The 22,022-nt window shown below is 72.3% G+C and carries 18 protein-coding genes; 9 read left to right on the top strand and 9 right to left on the bottom strand.

Translation table 11 applies throughout. From position 1 onward, the window contains the following. Window positions 1-28: 28 nt before the first annotated feature. Window positions 29-1,087: a tRNA (adenosine(37)-N6)-threonylcarbamoyltransferase complex transferase subunit TsaD gene (gene tsaD, locus DDP54_RS04410; RefSeq protein ID WP_109130713.1), complete on the top strand. Its 1,059-nt coding sequence runs from the start codon at window positions 29-31 to the stop codon at window positions 1,085-1,087. 64 nt (window positions 1,088-1,151) lie between these two features. Here tsaD and DDP54_RS04405 read toward each other — a convergent pair whose 3' ends face one another. After that, window positions 1,152-2,297: a glutamate--cysteine ligase gene (locus DDP54_RS04405; protein ID WP_109130712.1), complete on the bottom strand. Its 1,146-nt coding sequence runs from the start codon at window positions 2,295-2,297 to the stop codon at window positions 1,152-1,154. Continuing rightward, on the bottom strand, window positions 2,294-3,484 hold the full coding sequence (locus DDP54_RS04400) for a class I SAM-dependent methyltransferase (protein WP_109130711.1): 1,191 nt from the start codon (window positions 3,482-3,484) through the stop codon (window positions 2,294-2,296). The genes DDP54_RS04405 and DDP54_RS04400 overlap by 4 nt, the downstream gene beginning before the upstream one ends. A 258-nt stretch (window positions 3,485-3,742) precedes the next feature. Here DDP54_RS04400 and groES point away from each other — a divergent pair, with 258 nt between their 5' ends. Further along, on the top strand, window positions 3,743-4,039 hold the full coding sequence (groES, locus tag DDP54_RS04395; protein WP_109130710.1) for a co-chaperone GroES: 297 nt from the start codon (window positions 3,743-3,745) through the stop codon (window positions 4,037-4,039). An 84-nt stretch (window positions 4,040-4,123) separates the two neighbouring features. Here groES and DDP54_RS04390 read toward each other — a convergent pair whose 3' ends face one another. Next, a complete protein-coding gene (locus tag DDP54_RS04390) occupies window positions 4,124-4,414 on the bottom strand; it encodes a WhiB family transcriptional regulator (RefSeq protein ID WP_109130709.1) in 291 nt (96 codons plus the stop codon). Between the two features lie 201 nt (window positions 4,415-4,615). On the opposite strand from DDP54_RS04390, the gene DDP54_RS04385 reads away from it, so the two are divergent. The 3 genes from DDP54_RS04385 (at window position 4,616) to guaB (ending at window position 8,100) form a co-directional block, all read left to right on the top strand. Then, complete coding sequence (locus DDP54_RS04385; RefSeq protein ID WP_242448220.1) at window positions 4,616-5,707, top strand: MerR family transcriptional regulator; 1,092 nt, start codon at window positions 4,616-4,618, stop codon at window positions 5,705-5,707. Window positions 5,708-5,877: 170 nt separating this feature from the next. After that, entirely contained in the window at window positions 5,878-6,540 is a 663-nt protein-coding gene (locus DDP54_RS04380) for a response regulator transcription factor (RefSeq protein ID WP_109130708.1), read from the top strand. A gap of 30 nt (window positions 6,541-6,570) precedes the next feature. Beyond that, window positions 6,571-8,100, top strand: coding sequence for an IMP dehydrogenase (guaB, locus tag DDP54_RS04375; RefSeq protein ID WP_109130707.1), 1,530 nt, complete (start codon window positions 6,571-6,573; stop codon window positions 8,098-8,100). A 70-nt stretch (window positions 8,101-8,170) separates the two neighbouring features. On the opposite strand, the gene DDP54_RS04370 is transcribed toward guaB, so the two are convergent. Further along, window positions 8,171-8,893: an exonuclease domain-containing protein gene (locus DDP54_RS04370; protein ID WP_109132351.1), complete on the bottom strand. Its 723-nt coding sequence runs from the start codon at window positions 8,891-8,893 to the stop codon at window positions 8,171-8,173. A 154-nt stretch (window positions 8,894-9,047) separates the two neighbouring features. On the opposite strand from DDP54_RS04370, the gene DDP54_RS04365 reads away from it, so the two are divergent. Both DDP54_RS04365 and DDP54_RS04360 read left to right on the top strand, forming a co-directional pair. After that, entirely contained in the window at window positions 9,048-10,184 is a 1,137-nt protein-coding gene (locus DDP54_RS04365; protein ID WP_109130706.1) for a GuaB3 family IMP dehydrogenase-related protein, read from the top strand. Window positions 10,185-10,218: 34 nt separating this feature from the next. Then, window positions 10,219-11,850 carry a succinic semialdehyde dehydrogenase gene (locus DDP54_RS04360; RefSeq protein ID WP_109130705.1) on the top strand — a complete coding sequence of 544 codons (1,632 nt, stop codon included), beginning with the start codon at window positions 10,219-10,221 and terminating at the stop codon, window positions 11,848-11,850. Between the two features lie 22 nt (window positions 11,851-11,872). On the opposite strand, the gene DDP54_RS04355 is transcribed toward DDP54_RS04360, so the two are convergent. The 4 genes from DDP54_RS04355 to DDP54_RS04340 all read right to left on the bottom strand — a co-directional run bounded on the left by DDP54_RS04355 (window position 11,873) and on the right by DDP54_RS04340 (window position 19,566). After that, window positions 11,873-13,528: a tetratricopeptide repeat-containing diguanylate cyclase gene (locus tag DDP54_RS04355; protein WP_109130704.1), complete on the bottom strand. Its 1,656-nt coding sequence runs from the start codon at window positions 13,526-13,528 to the stop codon at window positions 11,873-11,875. A 186-nt stretch (window positions 13,529-13,714) separates the two neighbouring features. Then, the gene (locus DDP54_RS04350; protein WP_109130703.1) at window positions 13,715-14,911 is read right to left on the bottom strand and encodes an acetate kinase; all 1,197 of its coding nucleotides are present in this window, start codon (window positions 14,909-14,911) and stop codon (window positions 13,715-13,717) included. Next, a complete protein-coding gene (pta, locus tag DDP54_RS04345) occupies window positions 14,908-16,992 on the bottom strand; it encodes a phosphate acetyltransferase (protein ID WP_109130702.1) in 2,085 nt (694 codons plus the stop codon). Before pta ends, DDP54_RS04350 begins: the two co-directional genes overlap by 4 nt. A 93-nt stretch (window positions 16,993-17,085) precedes the next feature. Next, entirely contained in the window at window positions 17,086-19,566 is a 2,481-nt protein-coding gene (locus DDP54_RS04340) for a phosphoketolase family protein (RefSeq protein WP_109130701.1), read from the bottom strand. A gap of 295 nt (window positions 19,567-19,861) precedes the next feature. Between DDP54_RS04340 and DDP54_RS04335 the strand changes: the two genes are divergently transcribed. Next, on the top strand, window positions 19,862-20,785 hold the full coding sequence (locus DDP54_RS04335) for an SURF1 family protein (protein WP_242448219.1): 924 nt from the start codon (window positions 19,862-19,864) through the stop codon (window positions 20,783-20,785). A 28-nt stretch (window positions 20,786-20,813) separates the two neighbouring features. Here DDP54_RS04335 and DDP54_RS04330 read toward each other — a convergent pair whose 3' ends face one another. Further along, entirely contained in the window at window positions 20,814-21,317 is a 504-nt protein-coding gene (locus tag DDP54_RS04330; protein ID WP_109130700.1) for a peptide chain release factor-like protein, read from the bottom strand. Window positions 21,318-21,411: 94 nt separating this feature from the next. Between DDP54_RS04330 and DDP54_RS04325 the strand changes: the two genes are divergently transcribed. Continuing rightward, complete coding sequence (locus tag DDP54_RS04325) at window positions 21,412-22,020, top strand: GNAT family N-acetyltransferase (protein ID WP_242448218.1); 609 nt, start codon at window positions 21,412-21,414, stop codon at window positions 22,018-22,020. Window positions 22,021-22,022: the final 2 nt, after the last annotated feature.

Genomic DNA, 22,022 nt, shown 5'->3' with positions numbered 1-22,022 from the left:
GCGGGCCTGCCCGCCTATCCTGGACGGCATGACAGCCGCCCCGCTCGTGCTCGGGATCGAGACGTCCTGCGACGAGACCGGCGTCGCGCTCGTCCGCGCGCACGCGGACCGCAGCGAGCTGCTCGCCGACGTCGTCGCGAGCTCGATGGACGAGCACGCGCGGTTCGGCGGGATCATCCCCGAGATCGCCTCGCGCGCCCACCTCGAGGCGATGATCCCGACGATCGAGCGCGCACTGGCGACCGCGGGCGTCGGTCTCGCGGACGTCGACGCGATCGCCGTCACCGCGGGGCCCGGGCTCGTCGGACCCCTGACGGTCGGCGCCTCGGCCGCCAAGGCGCTCGCGCTAGGGCTCGGCAAGCCGCTCTTCGGGGTCAACCACGTCATCGGGCACGCCGCGGTGGACGAGCTCGTCGACGGGCTCTTCCCCGAGCGGCTGATGGCACTCGTCGTCTCGGGCGGGCACTCGAGCCTCCTGCTCGTCGACGACGTCGTCACCGGGGTCACCGAGCTCGGCTCGACGCTCGACGACGCCGCGGGGGAGGCGTTCGACAAGGTCGGACGCCTGCTCGGTCTGCCCTACCCGGGCGGCCCGCACATCGACCGGCTGGCCCGCGAGGGCGACCCCACCGCGATCCGGTTCCCGCGCGGGCTGACGGCCGCCAAGGACCAGGAGAAGCACGCGTACGACTTCTCCTTCTCCGGGCTCAAGACCGCCGTGGCTCGCTGGGTCGAGGCGCGCACGGACGTCGGGCAGCCGATCCCGCTGAACGACGTCGCGGCCTCGTTCGCGGCCGCCGTCGCCGACGTGCTGACCGCCAAGACGATCGCCGCGTGCCGACGCCACGACGTGCGCACGCTGGTGATCGGCGGGGGCTTCTCCGCCAACTCCCAGCTCCGCGAGCTCGCCGCGATCCGCTGCGCCGAGGCGGGCATCGCGCTGCGCATCCCGCCGATCCGCTTCTGCACCGACAACGGCGCGATGATCGCGGCGCTCGGGGCCGCCGTCGTGCGCCGCGGGCTCGCGCCGTCCTCGCTCGACCTGCCCGTGGACTCCTCGATGCCGCTCGAGACGGTGCGGGTCTAGGGACGGCGGCGTCGGTCTGCGCTGGCTGCAGCGGCCGGCAACAACGGCCGAATGGAGCGCCCGGCTACAGCGGCCGGCCCGCGCGCATCTCGGCGACGAGCGCCGCGACGACGGCATCGAGCGCCCCCGCGTTGCGCCGGGCGACAGCCCGCTGCCGCTGGTAGGACGCGCCCCGGCGCAGGATCACGCGCACGTTGTCGAGCTCGGTCGAGCAGCCGAGACGCTCCGCGACGGGGGCGAGCTCCACGAGGAGCCGCTCGACGGCGTCGGTCACGTGCTCCTCGTCGCCGGCAGAGTTCGTGATGATGATCGCGTCCATGCCGTAGCGCGCCGAGCGCCACTTGTTCTCCTGGACGTACCAGGGCTGCATCCTCGGCAGGGTCTCGCCGCGGTCGAGCATCGTCGAGAAGTGCTCGACCAGGCAGTGCGTGAGCGCGCCGAGCGCGGTGACCTCGAGCAGGTTCGACGAGCCGTCGCAGATGCGTGTCTCGATCGTGCCGAACCGCAGCGAGGGGCGCACGTCCCACCGCACCTCGTCGAACTGGTCGATCACGCCGGTGTGCATCATGTCGGCGACGTAGCCCTCGAGCTGGTCCCAGCGGTCGAACTGGAACGGCAGCCCGGCCGTGGGCAGCTGCTGGAACATGAGCGCGCGGTTGGACGCGTACCCGGTGTCCTGGCCGCCCCAGAACGGGCTCGACGCGGACAGCGACTGCAGGTGCGCGAAGCACGTCAGCAGCGCGTTGGAGATCGGCAGCACCTTGTCGCGGTCCTCGATGCCGACGTGCACGTGGACGCCGTAGATGAGCATCTGCCGGCCCCACCACTGCGTGCGGTCGATGAGGGTCGCGTACCGCTGCTTGTCGGTGACCTTCTGCTGGGTCCAGCGGGCGAACGGGTGCGTGCCCGCGCACATGAGCTCGACCCGCAGGGGGTCCGTGACGACGCGGACCTCCTCGATGGCTCGCTGCAGGTCGGCGCCCGCCTCGCCGATGGTGCGGCAGACGCCCGAGACGACCTCCACGGTGTTGAGCAGCAGCTCCTGGCGGATCGCCGGGTGCTCGCCACCGCCCGCGGGTCGGACCGCGTCGAGCACCGTCTGGGCGACCTGACGCAGGTCGCCCGAGTCGGAGTCGACGAGCGCGAGCTCCCACTCGAGCCCGACCGACGAGCGGCCCGACGTCGCGAACGGCAGCGCGAGAGTCTTCATGCGACCGGCTCCACGAGGAGGACCTGCTGCGAGCCAGCGACGCGTGTGAGGACGATCGTCGCCTCGGTGTCGCCGTGCAGGTCGAGCTGGGCGCGCAGCTGCTCGGGCAGGACCGCGGTGCCGCGCTTCTTGATCGTCAGGCGCCCGACGTCGCGCCCGCGGAGGTAGGTCCGCAGGCGCTTGAGCCCGAACGGCATGGTGTCCAGGACCCGGTAGGCGGTCGCGAGGTGGGTGGGGTGCAGCACGTCGGACGTCACGTAGGCGATCGTCCTGTCGACGAGCCGGCCCTGCACCTGCGCCGCGACCTCGCCCACGAGCCCGGACCGGATCACGGCTCCGTCCGGCTCGTACAGGTAGGCGCCGACCGGTCCGACGTCGGGCACGGACGGGCCCTGCGGGCCGACCCGCACGACGTGGGTCCCACCGGCGCGCAGCACGAGGGCGCTGCGCCCGGGACCGTCGGGGGCGAGCGGGCCGAACCAGAGCCCGACCTCGACGACGTCGCCCTCGACCGACACCCACTGCGCCTCGGCGTCGTCGGGGAGCGCCGCGTGCGGCAGGCCCGGGCCGAGCTTGAGGCCGAGGGCAGGGACGCTCGCGCGCAGCCCGAGGAGGGTGTCCAGGGGTGGCGAGTAGGCGGCAGGGTCGAACACGCGCGAGCCGCCCGTCGTGCGTCGCGCCGGGTCCGCGTAGACCCCGTCCACGCCGTCGGCCGTGAGGTCGATCGTGAGCCCGTCGCCGTGGCGGACCTCGACCTCGGGGAAGTGACGGAGGTTGACGGTCGCGACGGCTGCCGTGACCTCGTCGGTGTCGACTGCCAGCACCGTGAGGCCCATGCTCGCAAAGGCCATCGAGTCGGCCCCGATGCCGCACGTGAGGTCGGCGAGCTTCGTGACGCCCGCGTCGGTGTAGCGCCGGGCGTGGTGCGCGGCGACGAGGAGGCGGGTGGACTGCTCGAGCCCGGCCGGGGTGAAGAGCATGCCGTCGGCGAAGTCGCCGAACTTGACGTGGGCCTTGGCTCGCAGCCGTGACTGGGTCAGTGCGGCGGCGACGAGGTCAGGGTCGACGCCGTCGCGGTGCAGGCGCTCGGACAGCGCGAGGGTCGCCCGCTCGTCGTAGGGCGGCAACGCGTTCAGCAGCGCCCAGCCCGTCGGGCTCATGAGCTTGGCGAGGCCGGTGGCGTCCATGCGGGCGATCCTTCCACGCTGCAGGCCGCGGGGCGCCTCCACCGACAGGTTCGGGCCAGGCCCCGGCCGGTCAGACGGTCCTCACGCTGGCACTCGCCTTGACCGAGTGCTAACCGGTTCATAGAGTGGTCGATGGCGCTCTCCCCTGGAGGGTGCCAACCGAACCGAGAGGCCCACCGACCCCCGCGACGGCGGTCGGCCTGCACGGAACGGCACCAGACATCACTGAAGCACTCACACGTGAAGGGGAGGTCCGCTGTGTCGGTCTCCATCAAGCCGCTCGAGGACCGGATCGTCGTCAAGGCGCTCGAGGCGGAGAAGACGACCGCTTCCGGGATCGTGATCCCGGACAGCGCCAAGGAGAAGCCCCAGGAGGGCGAGGTCCTGGCTGTCGGACCCGGCCGCGTCGACGACAACGGCAACCGCGTCCCGCTGGACGTCGCCGTCGGTGACAAGGTCATCTACAGCAAGTACGGCGGCACCGAGGTCAAGTACGACGGCGAGGAGTACCTCATCCTCTCCGCTCGCGACATCCTGGCGATCGTCGTCAAGTAGCGCGAACTCATGACGAAGCCCCTCCCGGCCTGGCCGGGAGGGGCTTCGTCATGTCACGAGCTGTGGAGCTCGGCGTCCTGAGCGTCAGACCGCCCGACGCACCGGCTTCGCGAGGATCGCGGCGCGCTCGTCCTCCGAGAGCCCGCCCCAGACGCCGTAGGGTTCGCGGACCGCGAGCGACTGGTCGCGGCACTGCTTGAGCACCGGGCAGGTCGCGCAGATGGCCTTGGCGGCCTCGGCGCGGCGTCGACGCGCGGATCCTCGTTCGCCCTCGGGGTGGAAGAACAGCGTCGGGTCGGCCTCGCGGCACGCACCCTCGAACTGCCACTCCCACAGGTCCATCACCGGTCCGGGCAGTCGCGAGATCTCAGCCATCGGTCCTCCTTGACTTGGCGCCGGGCCCACAGGGGGATCGGCGACTCTTCGGAACGTCGGTCGTGCGTGCCTGTGGTGATGACCATACAAGCGCGTCAGAAGTTGTTCAAGTCTCCGGTCACAACCGCTTCAATCGGACCGAATCGACCACGCGGGACGCGGCCGTTGGCGATCGCGTCACAAGTTGTGCAGAATCGAGCCATGGCTCCCCGCGACGGCGACGACGCGGCAGCGCCGTCGGCCGCCTCGGGGCTCGTCCCGGGGTTCGTTCCGGGAGACGCAGCGGCGACCGTGACGGAGCTCGCGCCGATGCGCATCCAGAACCGCACCCCACGGCAGGTCCCCGCGCTGACCGTGGCGGCCGTCGCGCGCCGCCTCGGCGTGGCGCCTGCGACCCTGCGGACCTGGGACCGCCGGTACGGGCTCGGGCCGTCGGCGCACGCTGCCGGCTCGCACCGCCGCTACACGGCGGAGGACGTCAACCGGCTGCTCGTGATGCGCGGACTGACGATCGACGGGGTCGCCCCGTCCGAGGCGGCCCGGCTGGCACGCGAGAGCGACACGCACGGCGACGGGCTGGGCCATGGGCAGGCTGCGGGCGGCGCGCCGCACGACGACGGGCACGGCACCGTCGGAGGCGCGGGCTCGGCGACCGGAGCCCTGGTGCGCGCCCGCACGCAGGAGGTCACCCCGACCCTCGTCATCGACGCCGCGCTGCGGGGCGACGAGGCCACCTGCCGGGCCCTGCTGACGCCGCCGTCCGACGTGCTCGTCGAGACGTGGTGGCTCGAGCTGGTCGAACCCGTCCGGGCCGGGCTGGCCGCGCGCACGGTCCTCGCCCGGTCCGGGGAAGAGGCCGACACGATCGTCGTGGCGGCCGTCCTCGCGGCGCTGCGGAACCGCAGCACCCCGCTCGCCCGCACGCACGTCGCCGGCCGGCGCGTGGTCCTGCTCCTCGCTGCGCCCGACGAGCCGAGGCCGCTCTCGCTCCACGTGCTCGCCGCTGCCCTCGCAGTCCGTGGTGTCGACGCCCGCGTCGTGGCCGGGCCGGTCGAGCCGCACCGCACCGTCGAGATCGCCGCCATGACGAGGCCGGCGGCCATCGTCCTCGTCACCGACCGCGCCGACGCCGACCTCACCGTCATCGTCGCCCTGGCGCAGGCCCAGCCGGACGTGCCGCAGTTCGTCGTCCTGCCCGACGGCGCGGCGGCCGACCTGCCGCTCGGCCGGCTGGTCCACCGGGCACGCTCGTTCACGGGCCTGCTGCACGAGGTCCTCGCGGTCAGCACCTGACCGGTCGTGTGCCCCTCCGGCCCGATCCGGCCCCGTCTCGGCCCCGCACCGACCCCGCAGCGCGTGGGGACATCTCCTGCCTATCACCCGTTCGGCGGACTAACGTTGCGGCTCCGTGCGTCGATAGACAGATGACGGCGACGGGCACCCGGAGCCAAGAGGAGGGTTCGATGGCCGGAGTCGTGATCTGTCACGGCTCGACCGTGGTGCGCGAGCGCTTGGTCCTGACGGCTGTCGGCGTGCCCTCGCTCGCGCCGGTCCGTGCGGCCGCGTCGCTGGACGAGCTGATGTCGCTCGCCCGGCGCAACCCGCCGACGATCGTCCTGCTCGACGCGCACCTGCCCGGGCAGGGTCCCGTCGAGGCGATCCGCCGCCTGCGGGGGATCACCAGCACCGCGTCGATCGTCATGCTGGCCGTCCCGGGCGACGAGATCGCCCTCGACCGCGCCGTCGCGCTCGGCGCCCGCGGCTACCTGGCGCCCGACGTCGGACGCGCCGAGCTCGCGGCCGTCGCGGCGCACGTCCTCGCGAGCCCCGTCGTCGCCGACCCCGAGCGCCTCGCGTCGCACATCGACCCCGGCCCGGTCGTCGGTCGACCGCTCGTCGAGGTGCCGGTCCAGCAGCCGGCGCGCGAGGAGCTCGCGCTGACGAAGCGGGAGGTCGAGGTGCTCGTCGGGATGAGCAACGGGCGCTCGAACTCCCAGATCGGCGCGGACCTGTTCCTGTCCGAGGACACCGTCAAGACCCATGCGCGCCGGCTGTTCCGCAAGCTCGGTGCGGCCGACCGCGCGCAGGCCGTTGCCATCGCGCTGCGCCGCGGACTCATCCGCTGACCGTCCTGGGCGCCGACGTATCATCGGCGCATGGCTTTCGGACACCCTGACTCACCCGCTCCGGCTTCGGACCCCTTCGGCTACGTCGGCCTGACCTACGACGACGTGCTGCTGCTCCCGGGCGAGACCGACGTCATCCCGAGCGAGGTCGACACGACCACGCGCCTGACGCGCGAGATCTCCGTCGCGATCCCGCTGGTCTCTGCGGCGATGGACACGGTCACCGAGTCACGCATGGCGATCGCCATGGCCCGGCAGGGCGGTGTCGGCATCCTGCACCGCAACCTGTCGATCGACGACCAGGCCCACCAGGTCGACCTCGTCAAGCGCTCCGAGTCGGGCATGATCACCGACCCCGTCACCGTCGGTCCCGAGGCGACTCTCGCCGAGCTCGATGAGCTGTGCGGCAAGTACCGGGTCTCGGGGCTCCCGGTCGTCGACGCGTCCGGCCGGCTCCTCGGGATCATCACGAACCGGGACCTGCGGTTCGTCGCTGCGAGCGACTACCCGGTGCTCCGCGTCCGCGAGGTGATGACGGCCATGCCGCTCATCACGGCTCCGGTGGGGATCGCCCGGGAGGACGCCGCGGCGCTGCTGGCCAAGCACAAGGTCGAGAAGCTGCCGCTCGTCGACGGCGACGGGATGCTCCGCGGGCTCATCACGGTCAAGGACTTCGTGAAGTCCGAGCAGTACCCGCTCGCGACGAAGGACGGCGAGGGACGCCTCGTGGTCGGCGCGGCCGTCGGGTTCTTCGGCGACGCGTGGGACCGGGCCCTGGCCCTGGTCGACGCCGGGGTGGACGTGCTGGTCGTCGACACCGCGAACGGGCACGCGCGCCTCATGCTCGACATGGTCCGCCGCCTGAAGTCCGACCCGGCGACCCGGGGCGTCCAGATCATCGGCGGCAACATCGCGACGACCGACGGCGCGCAGGCCCTCGTCGACGCGGGCGTGGACGCCGTGAAGGTCGGCGTCGGCCCGGGCTCGATCTGCACGACGCGTGTCGTCGCGGGCGTCGGCGTCCCGCAGATCTCCGCGATCTATGCGGCGTCGCTCGCGTGCAAGCCGGCGGGCGTGCCGGTCATCGGCGACGGCGGCCTCCAGTACTCGGGGGACATCGCCAAGGCGCTCGTCGCGGGAGCGGACTCCGTGATGCTCGGCGGGCTGCTCGCCGGCTGCGAGGAGTCGCCCGGCGACCTCGTCTTCGTCAACGGCAAGCAGTACAAGCGCTACCGCGGCATGGCGTCGCTCGGGGCGATGCAGTCGCGCGGCGATCGCCGCTCGTACTCCAAGGACCGCTACTTCCAGGGCGACCTGTCCGACGACGAGATCATCACCGAAGGCATCGAGGGCCAGGTCGCGTACCGCGGTCCCCTCGCGGCCGTCGCGCACCAGCTCGTCGGTGGCCTGCACCAGTCGATGTTCTACGTCGGGGCGCGGACGGTCCCGGCGCTGCAGGAGCGCGGCAAGTTCGTGCGGATCACGCCGGCGGGGCTCAAGGAGTCCCACCCGCACGACGTGCAGATGATCTCCGACTCGCCGAACTACTCGACCCGCTAGCAGCTCGACCGGCTGGCCCCTTCGACCGGCTGCACCCCTCGAAAGGCTGCGCCGCGCACGAGCTGCTCGGTCAGAGCGTGGCGACGGCAGTGACCGGGGTGCGCGTGGGCCAGTCGGTGTCGGCACCCGGTCCGGCGAAACCCTGACCGGTGCGCCACACGTTGAACTCCTCGGCCCACGCGCGGTGGGCGGCGACCTGCCGGGCGTGCAGCGCCGCGAGGTCGAGCTCGGCGAGGTCCGGGAACCGCTCGACCAGGCGCGCGAGCACGTCGAGCGTGGCCACGACATCGACGTCTGCCGAGTGCAGCGACCCCGTCCCCACCTCGTAGACGCCGCACAGGTCGACGAGCTTGCGCTTGCCGCGGCGGTAGCGGTCCGCGTGCCGGTCGAGCACCAGCGGGTCCAGGACCGGCGCGGCGGGCCGGCCGAGGCGGTCCGGGACCGTGGCGAGGCTGTGCCGGGTCAGCTCCGCGTCGAGGATGGACAGGTCGTAGCACGCGTTGAAGGCCACGACCGGGATGCCGTCGGAGAAGGCGGCCGCGACCAGCGTCGCGATCTCCTCGAGCGCGACGACCGGTGGGGCCCCGTGCGCGTGCGCGTGGGCGGTGGTGATGCCGTGGATCGCGCTCGCGGCCGCGGGGATCTCGACCCCCGGGTCGATGAGCCACGTGCGGATGTGCGTGCCCGACGCGTCGCGTCGGACCAGGGCGGCCGTGACGATCCGGTCGACGTCGACGTCGACGCCCGTGGTCTCGGTGTCGAAGCCGAGCAGCGGCCCCTCGATCCAGCTCATCGGCGTCCCGTCGTCGTCGTCCGCGTGCGGTGCCTCGCGGCCCGACCACCGCCAGGATGCCACCGGGCGCCGACACCCCCGCTGAGCCGCGCCGACGGGGACCGCACTCCGGGCGGGCGTGGGACGTTGTCCCGTGCGCCGGTAGCCTGGACCCGTGAGCAACGAGATCGAGATCGGGCGCGGAAAGCGCGGTCGCCGCGCGTACTCCTTCGACGACATCGCCGTGGTGCCCTCGCGGCGCACGCGTGACCCGGAGGAGGTCTCGGTCGGCTGGCAGATCGACGCGTACCACTTCGAGGTCCCGGTCATGGCCGCACCCATGGACTCGGTCATGAGCCCGGCGACCGCGATCGCGCTCGGCCACGCGGGCGGTGTCGGGGTCCTCGACCTCGAGGGTCTGTGGACGCGCTACGAGTCGCCCGAGCCGCTGCTCGCCGAGATCGCGGAGCTCGACGTCGACGCCGCGACGGCCCGCATGCAGGAGATCTACGCGGCGCCGATCAACCCGGAGCTCATCACGCTGCGCCTGAAGGAGATCCGGACCGCGGGCGTCACCGTCGCCGGAGCACTCTCGCCCCAGCGCACCCAGGAGCTCTCGCAGGTCGTCGTGGACGCCGGGGTGGACCTGTTCGTCATCCGCGGCACGACGGTCTCGGCCGAGCACGTGTCGGGCCGCGCGGAGCCGCTCAACCTCAAGCGGTTCATCTACGAGCTCGACGTTCCCGTCGTCGTCGGGGGCGCGTCGACGTACACCGCGGCGCTCCACCTCATGCGGACCGGCGCGGCCGGTGTGCTCGTCGGGTTCGGTGGCGGCGCGGCGCACACCACCCGGACGTCGCTCGGCATCCACGCGCCGATGGCGACCGCCGTTGCGGACGTCGCGGCCGCCCGGCGGGACTACCTCGACGAGTCCGGCGGCCGGTACGTGCACGTGATCGCCGACGGCGGCGTGGGCCGCTCGGGCGACCTGGTGCGGGCGATCGCGTGCGGCGCGGACGCCGTGATGCTCGGTGCGGCGCTCGCGCGCGCTGCCGAGGCGCCGGGGCGGGGCTGGCACTGGGGCCCCGAGGCGCACCACCCGAAGCTGCCCCGCGGCGAGCGCGTGCGCGTGGGGACGGCCGGCACGCTCTCGGAGATCCTGTTCGGCCCGGGCCGGACGGCCGACGGCACGCTCAACCTCATCGGCGCCCTGCGACGGGCCATGGCCACGACCGGCTACTCCGACCTCAAGGAGTTCCAGCGCGTCGAGGTCGTCGTCTCGCCGTACCAGCCGCTCAACCGGCCTGTCTGACGCAGGCGTCGGTCCGCCGACGTAACCTCGTCGCATGGCGTACGAACCGGAGCATGCGCACCTGATCGACCCCGAGACCGACCCGCGCGCGACCTACGTGCTCGAGCCGGACGACATCGGCATGCTCGTCGCGCGCATCGTCACGTCCCCCGGGGCGGCGACGTCTACGACCTACGCGCCGTTCACGGGCGGTCCCATCGCGGCGGTCCCGCTGTCGACCCCGGACGACGTCGAGCGCGCGACGGCCGCCGCTCGCAGCGCCCAGCGCACGTGGGCGACCGTCCCGCTGCGCGACCGCTGCGCCGTCCTCCTGCGCCTGCACGACCTGCTCCTCGAGAACCAGAGCGACGTCCTTGACCTCATCCAGCTCGAGAGCGGCAAGTCGCGCGCGAGCGCGTTCGAGGAGGTCGCCGACGTCGCCCTCGTCGCCCGGCACTACGCGCTGCACGCCCGGGAGTACCTCGCGGACCGGCGGGTCCACGGGCTCGTCCCCGGTCTCACGAGCGTGCGCGTGCTGCGCCACCCGGTCGGGGTCGTCGGCATCGTCGCGCCCTGGAACTACCCCCTGACGCTGACCGTCGGCGACGCGCTGCCGGCGCTGGTCGCGGGCAACGCCGTCGTGCTCCGACCGGACCCGCAGACGGCGCTGACGGCGCTGTGGGCCGTCGAGCAGCTCGAGGCCGCCGGACTGCCCGCCGGGGTGCTCCAGGTCGTCGTGGGCGACGGTGTCGCGCTCGGCACGGCCGTCGTCGACCACGTCGACCACGTGGTCTTCACCGGCTCGACCACGACCGGGCGCATCGTGGCCTCGCGGGCGGGCGAGCGGCTCATCCCCGCGACCCTCGAGCTCGGTGGCAAGAACCCGATGTACGTCGCCGAGGACGTCGACGTCGAAGTCGCGGCGGCGGGCGCCGTCCGGGCCTGCTTCGGGAGCACGGGTCAGCTCTGCATCTCGATCGAACGCCTCTACGTCCACGAGCACGTCGCGGACGCGTTCCTCGAGGCGTTCGCGCGCCGTACGCGCGACCTGCGCCTCGGGGCAGACCTCGACTACCGGTCGGACGTCGGCTCGCTCACGTCGGCGGCCCAGCTCGCGACGGTCGTCGAGCACGTCGAGGACGCGCTCACGCACGGTGCGGTCGTCGTCGCCGGCGGCGTCCACCGCATCGACATCGGCCCGCTGTTCTACGAGCCGACCATCCTCGACGGGGTGACGTCGGACGCCCGGGTGTTCCATGAGGAGACGTTCGGCCCGGTCGTGTCGGTGTACCGCGTCGCCTCCGACGACGAGGCCGTCGCCGCCATGAACGACAGCCCCTACGGGCTCAACGCGAGCGTGTGGACGCGCAGCGGTCGACGGGGTGCGGCCATCGCCGCCCGCGTCCGGGCCGGCACGGTCAACGTCAACGAGGGGTACATCGCGGTGTGGGGCTCGACCGGCGCACCGCAGGGTGGGCGCGGGCACTCGGGCCTCGGGCACCGGCACGGTCGCGAAGGCCTGTGGGCGATGACGGAGCTGCAGTCGGTCGCTGTCCAGCGCGGCACGCACGGGGTCCTGGGGAGCCCGCCGTTCGGGCTCCAGCGCCTGTTCGACCTGGGCACCCAGCGGTGGCCCGTGGTCTTCACCCATGCGCTGCGCGCGATGCGGGCGCTGCGCCTGCCGTGACGGGACGGTCGGTCTCGACCGCTCAGGCGTCCCGGACGATGCGGTTGCGGCCCAGCCGCTTGGCCTCGTAGAGCAACGCGTCGGCACGGCCGTGCAGGTGCACGGGGCTCTCTCCGGGGCGCCACGACGCCGCGCCGATGCTGATCGTCACCCGCAGGCCGGGGGCGACGTCTTCCCATGGGTAGACCGCGATCGAGCGCCGGATGCGTTCGCACACCTCGGCGACGAACGACGGGTCCGGGTCGGACGCGAGCAGGACCGCGATCTCCTCGCCGCCGACGCGCGCGACGAGGTCGGTGCCGCGGACGCAGCCGCCGATGATCTGGGCGATGCGACGGAGCACCTCGTCGCCGACGAGGTGCGAGAACTCGTCGTTGACGGCCTTGAACTCGTCGAGGTCGGACAGGAGCAGCGTCAGCGGGGCGTGGGCCCGGGACGTGATGGCGGCCAGCGTGGAGTCGAAGTCGCGGCGGTTCGCCAGGCCCGTCAGGGCGTCGTGCAGCGCGTCGTAGGCCAGGGTGCGGTTGACCGACTCGAGCTGCTCGGACCGCAGCTGCGCACGCTCGGCGGCGAGCTGCGCGCGTTCGAGGTCGAGATGGCCGTTGAGGACCCGGCCCCGACGCTCGGCGACCTCGTCGCGCGCCCGGAGCGTCGCCTCGAAGAGTCGCCGGTGCGCCCCGAGGGCGTCGGCGAAGGCCCCGCGCTCCTCGTGGACTGCGACCAGCTCGGTGAGCAGCTGGACGCGCTCGGTCATACGCGGCGTGTCGTCGGTCAGGGCGAGACCGGCCTCGACCGCCTGGGCAGCCGCCGTGTGGAACCCGCGCCTCCGCTGGATCCGGCCCGTCAGCATGCTGTCCATGATCTGGAAGTACGGCGTTCCGGTGACCCCGCCCATCGCCCGGATCCGAGCGATCGCCTGCTCCGCCTCGTCGTGGCGCCCGCACGCGACGAGAGCACGCGCCTCGACGAGTCGTGCGATCGCCAGGATGCGGAGGTTGTCGTCGAGGGTGTGGGCGACCTCGAGACTCTCGCGGGCGCGCACGAGGGCTTCCGCGGCCGCGGTCGCCGAGGCGTCAGCCCCGAGGCCCACACGTTCCGACTCGGCCATGGCGAGCTCCGCGAGGGTCCCGAGCGACACGGATGCGCCCTTCGTCGCCTCGGCCGAGCCGGGGATCGACGTGAACAGGGCGTGCGACTCCGTCAGCAGCTCGCGCGCGCGGTCGAAGAACTGGCGCATCTCGATGTAGGTGTCGGCCAGGTTGTTGAGCGCGACCGCCGTCCCGTAGGTGTCGTCGAGCTCGCGGCGGATCGCGAGCGCCTGCTCGAGGTAGTCGATCGCGGACGTGTTGTCACCGAACCCGCTGTGCACGCTCCCCAGGGTGGCGAGCGCCTTCGCCTCCCACTGCCTGTCGTCGCGGGCTCGTGCCAGGTCGAGCGCCCGCTGGGTCACCTCGAGTGCCCGCGCGTCCTCCGCCAGCAGGTAGTACGCGAACCCGAGATGGGCGCACAGGTGCATCTCCGCGACCTCGTCGCCGGCGTCGCGGACGATGCCCAGCCCCAGCAGCCCCTGGACGACGCACTGCGCCGGGTCGTTGTCGCTGAGCACGTGGACGTGCTCCACGAGGTCGTGGTGCTCGGCGAGTGGCGCCGAGGTGGCGCGCTCGGGATGCACGCTCATTCCGCACCCGGCGGACACCGCAGCTGGCTGTGGGTCACGCCCCCTGATCGGCACATTCGAGCGCAACGTGAGGGATTGAGGCGGTTCGTCCGAGGCGTGGACGCGTGCCTCGGTTCCGAACCGTCCCCAGCACCCCCGAACCGGTCGCAGCGGGCCCGCGCCGGCCTCAGCGGCCCGTTACCAGCCTCAGCGGCTGCGCACCAGCTCGACCGACTCGCGCGCGATCTCGAGCTCCTCGTTCGTGGGGTACACCAGGACCGTGACCTCGCTGCCGTCGGGCGAGATGATCGTCGGCACCTTGATCCGGCCGGCGTTGCGGTCGGGGTCCACGGCGATGCCGAGGCGCTCGAGGCCCGTCAGCGAGCCGATCCGCACGATGTCGTCGTTCTCGCCGATGCCGGCCGTGAAGACGATCGCGTCGACGTGGCCCAGCTGGGCGTAGTAGTTGCCCACGTAGCCCTTGATCCGGTGGAAGTAGACCTCGAGGGCCGTGCGCGCGTTCTCGTCGCCCGCGGCCACCGCGTCGTGCACGTCGCGCATGTCCGTGTAGCCCGACAGCCCGAGCATGCCCGACCGGCGGTTGAGCAGGTCGTCGAGGTCGTCGATCGACATGTGCCCCTGGCGGGCGAGGTGGAACAGCACCGCGGGGTCGATGTCGCCGGAACGCGTGCCCATGACCAGGCCCTCGAGCGGGGTCAGCCCCATCGATGTCTCGACGGACACCCCGCCGCGGACGGCCGACGCGGACGCCCCGTTGCCGAGGTGCAGCACGATGACGTTGATCTCGGCGGGGTCCTTGCCGAGGAACTCCGCCGCTGCGCGCGAGACGAACTTGTGCGACGTGCCGTGGGCGCCGTACCGGCGGATGGAGTACGTCGCGGCCAGCTCGCGGTCGATCGCGTACGTGTAGGCCGCCGGGGGGAGTGTCTGGTGGAACGACGTGTCGAACACGGCGACGTGGGGCACCGTCGGGAAGGCGTGCCGGGCCGCCACGATCCCCGCGACGTGCGCGGGGTTGTGCAGCGGAGCGAGCGGGGACAGGTCGGAGATCTGCTGCAGGACCGCGTCGTCGATCAGGGCCGGTCCCTTGAACACGCTGCCGCCCTGCACGATCCGGTGGCCGATCGCGACCAGTGCCGTCTCGTCGATCTGCGGACCCTGCGTGTTGAAGAGCCCGAGCACGAGCTTCATGCCCGCCTCGTGGTCGGCGACGGGCTGCTCGAGGACGGTGTCCCCGTTCGGGCCGGTGTGCTTGACCTTGCCCATCTCGAGCCCGATGCGCTCGACGATGCCGTTCGCGAGGACCTCCTTGGCCGCGACGTCGAGCAGCTGGTACTTGATCGACGACGAGCCGGAGTTGATGACGAGGACGAGGGAGTTCACAGCTGGCCTTCCGTGGTGGTCGCGTCCAGGGCCTGTGCCTGGATGGCGGTGATCGCGACAGTGTTGACGATGTCCTGGACGAGCGCCCCGCGGGACAGGTCGTTGACGGGCTTGCGCAGGCCCTGCAGCACCGGTCCGATGGCGATGGCCCCGGCGGAGCGCTGCACTGCCTTGTAGGTGTTGTTGCCGGTGTTGAGGTCAGGGAACACGAAGACCGTCGCGCGCCCGGCGACCGCCGACTCGGGCATCTTGGTGTGCGCGACCGACGCGTCGACGGCGGCGTCGTACTGGATCGGACCCTCGACCGACAGGTCGGGACGCCGCTCGCGGACGAGCTCCGTGGCGAGCCGGACCTTGTCGACGTCCGCGCCCGTCCCGGACTCGCCGGTCGAGTACGACAGCATCGCGATGCGCGGCTCGACGCCGAACTGGGCAGCCGTCGCGGCCGACGAGATCGCGATGTCCGCGAGCTGCTCGGCCGTCGGGTCGGGGTTGACCGCGCAGTCGCCGTAGACGAGCACCCGGTCCTCGAGGCACATGAGGAACACGCTCGAGACGATCGAGACGCCCGGGACCGTCTTGATGATCTCGAACGACGGCTTGATGGTGTGCGCCGTCGTGTGCAGGGCGCCCGACACCATGCCGTCGGCGAGCCCGTCGTGGACCATCATCGTGCCGAAGTACGACACCGACGAGACGATCTCGCGGGCGCGGTCGAGCGTCATGCCCTTGTGCGCCCGCAGCGCCGTGTACTCGCTCGCGAACCGCTCGAACAGGTCGCCCTGCTTCGGGTCGATGACGTGAGCGTCGGCGATCTGCAGCCCGAGCTCGGTGGCGCGGGTGCGGATCGCGCCCTCGTCGCCGAGCAGCGTGAGCTCCGCGACGCCGCGCTGGAGCAGCGTCGAGGCGGCCCGCAGGATCCGGTCGTCGTTGCCCTCGGGAAGCACGATGTGCTTGCGGCGGGACCGCGCGCGGTCCAGCAGCGTCCACTCGAACATGAGCGGCGTGACGACCTCGGGGTGCGGGACCTCGAGCGCCGCGACGAGCGCCGCGCTGTCGGTGTGCTTCTCGAACAGGGCGAGGGCCGTGTCGACCTTGCGCTGGGAGTCGGCGCTGAGCCGGCCGCGGGTGCGTGCGGCGGCGCCCGCGCTGCGGAACGTCCCGAGGTCGGTGCGGATGATCGGCAGCCGCGTCCCGATGCCCTCGACGAGGCGCGCGACGGTGGGCGGCGGGAAGAACCCGCCGTTGAGGATGATGCCGGCGAGCGACGGGAAGCCCTCGGCGGTGTGCGCCGTGAGCAGCCCGAGCAGGATGTCCGAGCGGTCGCCGGGCGTGATGACGACGACACCGTCGTGCAGCCGGTCGAGCAGGTGCTCGATCGACATGGCGCCGACGAGCACGTCGACGACCTCGCGGGACAGGAGCTGCTCGTCCCCGACGACGAGGGTCCCGCCGACGGCCTCCATGAGCTGGCGGACCGTCGGTGCGGACAGGTACGGGTCCTCGGGGATCGCCCAGGCGGGGACCGTGCTGCTCAGGGCCGCCCGGATCTCCTCGACGGCGCCCTCGGCGCACCGGTTGGCGATCACCGCGACGACGTGGGCGTAGTTGGCCTCGAGCTCGGAGATCGAGACCTCGGCCGCCTGACGCACCTCGTCCGGGGTACGCCCGTTCCCGCTCACGACGAGCAGGACGGGCGCGCCCAGGTTCGCGGCGATGCGCGCGTTGTAGGCGAGCTCGGTCGGCCCGGAGACGTCGGTGTAGTCCGTACCGACGACGACGACCGCATCGCACTGACGGGCGACCGCGTGATACCGCTGCACGATCTCAGCGAGAGCCGCCTCCGGGTCTGCGTGCACCTGCTCGTACGTGACACCGAGGCAGTCCTCGTAGGAGAGGTCCACGCCGTCGTGCTCGAGCAGGAGCTCGAGCACGTAGTCGCGGCTGTCGCTCGACCGGGCGATCGGCCGGAAGACCCCGACCCGCTGCACGGTGCGGGTCAGGAGGTCCACCAGACCGAGCGCGACCGTCGACTTGTTGGTCTCCCCCTCCGGGGAGGTGAGATAGATGCTGCGTGCCACTGAGCTGCCTTCTTCGTGCGCGAGTGTCCGCGCGTCGTCGTCCGGGTCGTGCTGTCGGTCAGGTGTGTCGTGTGCTGCGGGTGTCGGGACGGGTCAGTCGTTGTCCCCGCCCGTGCTCCGGATCGCGGCAGACACCTGGTCGGCGTCGGCCGTGTCGCCCGCGTCGGGCCACACCCAGTCGCGGACCTCCGGCTGGTCCTCGCCGAAGTCCCGGGTGTACTGGCGGGCGGCCAGGCGTGCGTCCGACATGCGCTGTCGCAGGCCCGCGGCCTTGGAGCCGAGGCCCTTGGTGCGGTCGATGACGTCCATCACGAGGTGGAACCGGTCGAGGTCGTTGAGCATGACCATGTCGAACGGCGTCGTCGTCGTGCCCTCCTCCTTGTAGCCGCGCACGTGGATGTTCGAGTGACCCTTGCGGCGGTACGTGAGGCGGTGGATGAGCCACGGGTAGCCGTGGTACGCGAAGATCACGGGCTTGTCGGTCGTGAAGAGCGTGTCGAAGTCGCGGTCGGACAGGCCGTGCGGGTGCTCGTGCTCGTCCTGGAGGCGCATGAGGTCGACGACGTTGACCACGCGGACCTTGAGCTGGGGCAGCTCGCGGCGCAGGATGTCCGCCGCTGCGAGCACCTCGAGCGTCGGCACGTCGCCCGCGCACCCGAGCACGACGTCCGGGTCGTGGCCGACGGTCTCGGTCCCGGCCCACTCCCAGATGCCGAGGCCGCGCTCGCAGTGCGCCACGGCCTGGTCCATGGTCAGGAAGTTCGGCGCCGGCTGCTTGCCCGCGACGACGACGTTGACGTACTGCCGGCTGCGCAGGCAGTGGTCGTACGTCGCGAGGAGGGTGTTGGCGTCCGGCGGCAGGTAGACGCGGACGATCTCGGCCTTCTTGTTGACGACGTGGTCGATGAACCCGGGGTCCTGGTGGCTGAAGCCGTTGTGGTCCTGGCGCCAGACGTGGCTGGACAGCAGGTAGTTCAGGCTCGCGACCGGCCGGCGCCACGGGATCTCGTTGGTGACCTTGAGCCACTTGGCGTGCTGGTTGAACATCGCGTCGATGATGTGGATGAACGCCTCGTAGCAGTTGAACAGGCCGTGGCGCCCGGTCAGGAGGTAGCCCTCGAGCCATCCCTGGCACTGGTGCTCCGAGAGCATCTCGACGACCCGGCCCGCGCGGGCGAGGTGCTCGTCGACCTCCGGGCCGATGTACTCGGCGTCCCAGACCTTGTCCGTCACACCGAAGACCGACTGCAGCCGGTTCGACGCCGTCTCGTCCGGGCCGAAGATCCGGAAGTTGTCCGGGTTGAGCTTGATGACCTCGGTCAGCCAGTCGCCCAGGACCCGGGTCGCCTCCGAGATCGAGCCGCCCGGCACCGGGACGTCGACGGCGAAGTCGCGGAAGTCCGGCAGCCGGAGGTCCTTGAGGAGAAGGCCGCCGTTGGTGTGCGGGTTGTCGCTCATCCGTAGCTGCCCGACGGGCGCGAGGGAGGCGATGTCCGGCTCGAGGCGCCCGGTCGCGTCGAACAGCTCCTCGGCGCGGTACGAGCGCAGCCACCCCTCGAGGACGTCGAGGTGCTCGGCGGTGTCGCGCGCGCTCGCGAGCGGGACCTGGTGCGAACGCCAGGAGGCCTCGACCTGCTTGCCGTCGATGACCGGCGGGCACGTCCAGCCCTTGGGCGTCTTGAAGATGATCATCGGCCACTGCGGACGGGAGTCGTCGCCGGCCGCGGCGCGCGCCTTGATCGCGGCGATCTCGTCCATGACCTCGTCGAGCACCGCGGCGAAGCGCGCGTGCACGGCCGCGTGGTCCTCGCCGTCGAACCCGCCGACGAACATGTGGGGCTTGTGGCCGTAGCCGCGCATGAGATCGAGCAGCTCGGACTCGGGGATGCGGGCCAGGACCGTCGGGTTGGCGATCTTGTACCCGTTGAGGTGCAGGATCGGCAGGACGACGCCGTCCTTCAGCGGGTGGATGAACTTGTTCGAGTGCCAGCTCGTCGCGAGGGGGCCGGTCTCGGCCTCGCCGTCGCCGATGACCGTCGCGACCAGCAGGTCGGGGTTGTCGAACGCCGCGCCGTAGGCGTGCGACAGGGCGTAGCCGAGCTCGCCGCCCTCATGGATCGATCCCGGGGTCTCCGGGGCGACGTGGCTGGGGATGCCGCCCGGGAAGGAGAACTGGCGGACGAGACGGCGCAGGCCCTCGTCGTCCTGCGTGATGTCGGAGTACACCTCGGAGTACGTGCCGTCGAGGTAGGCGTTCGCGACCAGGCCGGGGCCACCGTGACCAGGCCCGGTGATGTAGATCGTCGACTGCTGGCGCTCGCCGATCACGCGGTTCAGGTGCGCGTACAGGAAGTTGAGGCCCGGCGTCGTGCCCCAGTGCCCGAGGAGACGCGGCTTGACGTTGTCGCGGATCAGCGGCTCGCGCAGGAGCGGGTTGTCCAGCAGGTAGATCTGTGCGACCGACAGGTAGTTCGCCGCGCGCCACCAGGCGTCGATGCGCTGGAGCGTCTCGGCGCTCACCGACTCTCCGGTTCCCGCGTGCCAGGAGGTCGTCCGCGAAGCAGTCGTAGTCATTGCCTTCTCCAGGTGCCTCGTACCCCACCCCGCGCTGGCCGCACCGGGGATGACTCCAGCCTGACGTGGATCGCGGGCGCCTGGCAGGACGTCCGACCCAGGGCGCGCGCCGTTGCACGCACTGCTCCACCCGCAATACAACCGCATCGCGCGCCCGAGCGCATCGGGTCCAGACCGCCCCGCCGTGCACATGCGCAGGTCAGACGGCACAAACGGGGTGCTGAGCAGGCAGGCGGACCGGCCCGCGACGCGAGTAGGACGAGTGTCCCGCGACGCTGACGGGTTACCGTGAGACGTGCCACACACCGACGCCTCGACGGACCCGGTGCCCGCGGTCGTGGACGGTGACCCGGCCGGTCCCGTGGACGGTGCTCCGGACCGTGCCGAGGGCTCCCACGAGCCGACGACGATGCTCCGTGCAGCGGTCCGGCCGCGCATGCTGGTGCTCCTTCTGCTCCTGCTCGGTGCCGCGGCGGTGTGCGGGCGGCTGGGGGCCTGGCAGCTCGACCGCGCCGAGATCCGCGGGGCGTCGGCGGCCTCGCAACAGCTCGCCGCGCAGCAGGCTCTCCCACCGGTCGGACTGGGTGACGCGCTCGCGCCGCAGACCGCGTTCCGGGGCGGGCTCGTCGGGCGGTCGGTCGTCGCCCGGGGCGTGTACGACGCCGCGGGACAGGTGCTCGTCGTGGACCGCGCGCTCGAGGGACGCACGGGCTACCTTGTCCTGACGCCGCTGCGGGTGACCGACGACCGGCCCGAGCGCTTGGCCGGCGGAGCCTCGACGGCCGGCGCTGCGAGCGACGCCGTCGAGGTCCCTGTCTCCGCGCCCGTGCTCCCGGTCGTCCGGGGCTGGGTCGAGACGCCCGACGACGCCGCCGCACTGGCCGTGCCGACCGGCGAGGTCACCGTGACCGTCTGGCTGCAGAGCTCCGAGGCGTCGGGACGGACCGACCTGCCCGCCGGGCAGGTCGACGCGATCAGCTCGGCGCAGCTGCTCAACAGGTGGGGCGGACCGATCTGGACCGGGTACGGCGTGCTCAGCGCCTCGGACCCGAGCCAGGGCGACGCCCTGACTCTCCTGCCGATGCCGGCGCGGTCGGGCACCGGGCTCAACGTGCAGAACCTCGCCTACGCCGCGCAGTGGTGGATCTTCGGCGGGTTCGCGATCTTCCTGTGGCTGCGCATGGTCCGCGACGAGGCGACCGGGGACCGGGCGGTCTGAGCGCCGGCAGGTCGGGCGTCCAGGCCGCTCAGGCCTGGGGCCGGCGACGCATCTCCTTGACGGACCGGCGACGGCTCTCCGCCTGCACCCGACGAGCACGCGAGGCTCGGCTCGGGCGGGTCGCACGGCGCGGCGGGGGAGGCGGGCGCAGCGCGTCGTCGAGCAGCTCGGTGACGCGCGCGAGCGCCGCCTCGCGGTTGCGCAGCTGCGAGCGGAACTCGGACGCCGCCACCGTCAGGACGGTGCCGACCGGCTCGTCCGCCTCGGCGCGCTCGCCCTCGACGGCCTCGTCGCGACGCGCCGCGACCTCGCGACGGTCGGCGAGCGCCAACCGGGGGGCGAGCCGCGCGAGCACGCGGTCCCGGTCGGCCGGAGTCGCCCACGTGATCGCGGAGAGGTCGACAGCGAGCTCGACGCGGGAGTCCGCCGTGTTGACGGACTGCCCGCCCGGTCCGCTCGACCGCGAGAACCGCCACGTGAGAGCGTCCTCGGGCACGACCGAGCCGTCACGCAGCACCACCGGACCGAACATGTGTCCAGGATCGACTATCGCGTCCACCCCTGTCGCGTGGATACTCACCTCGGCCGTCCCGATGACCGGCTGCCGCTCTCGCAAAGGAGCCGATGTGGCGTTCGTCCGACCGTACGAGGACTTCGACCGCGCCGACGTCTACGACGTCTGCGTGCGCACAGCGGACGGCGGTGGTGACGCCCGGGGCCAGTACAGCGACGACCACCTGATGCCGGACGTCTACGCGGGCCCGTACCTGCACCTCGAGCCCGAGCTTGCCTTCGTGCTGGACGACGGGAACCGCGCGGTCGGCTACGTCCTCGGGACCGCCGACACGCGCCGCTGGGCCGAGGAGTACCGGCGCAGGTGGCTCCCTGTCGTGGCGCCCCGCTACCCGAGGGGCGACGCGCCCGGCACCCGGCAGGAGCGCCTCGTCGACACGCTCCACCACCCCGAGCAGGCCGTGCACGAGGGGCTCGCGGACTATCCCGCGCACCTGCACATCGACCTGCTGCCCGAGCACCAGGGCCACGGCCACGGGCGCGCGCTGGTGCGGACCTTCCTCGCGGCGCTCGCGGACCGAGGCGTCCCCGCGGTGCACCTCGGCATGGCGAGCTCGAACGTGCGGGCCCGGGCGTTCTACGACCGGCTCGGGTTCCACGAGCTGCCGGTGTCCGAGCCCGGTGTGACGTTCTTCGGGATCGCGAGCGACGCAGACGTGTGACC

This window comes from Cellulomonas sp. WB94, from assembly GCF_003115775.1.
In the GTDB taxonomy this organism is placed as follows: domain Bacteria; phylum Actinomycetota; class Actinomycetes; order Actinomycetales; family Cellulomonadaceae; genus Cellulomonas_A.
This window is presented reverse-complemented; position numbering and strand designations above follow the sequence as displayed.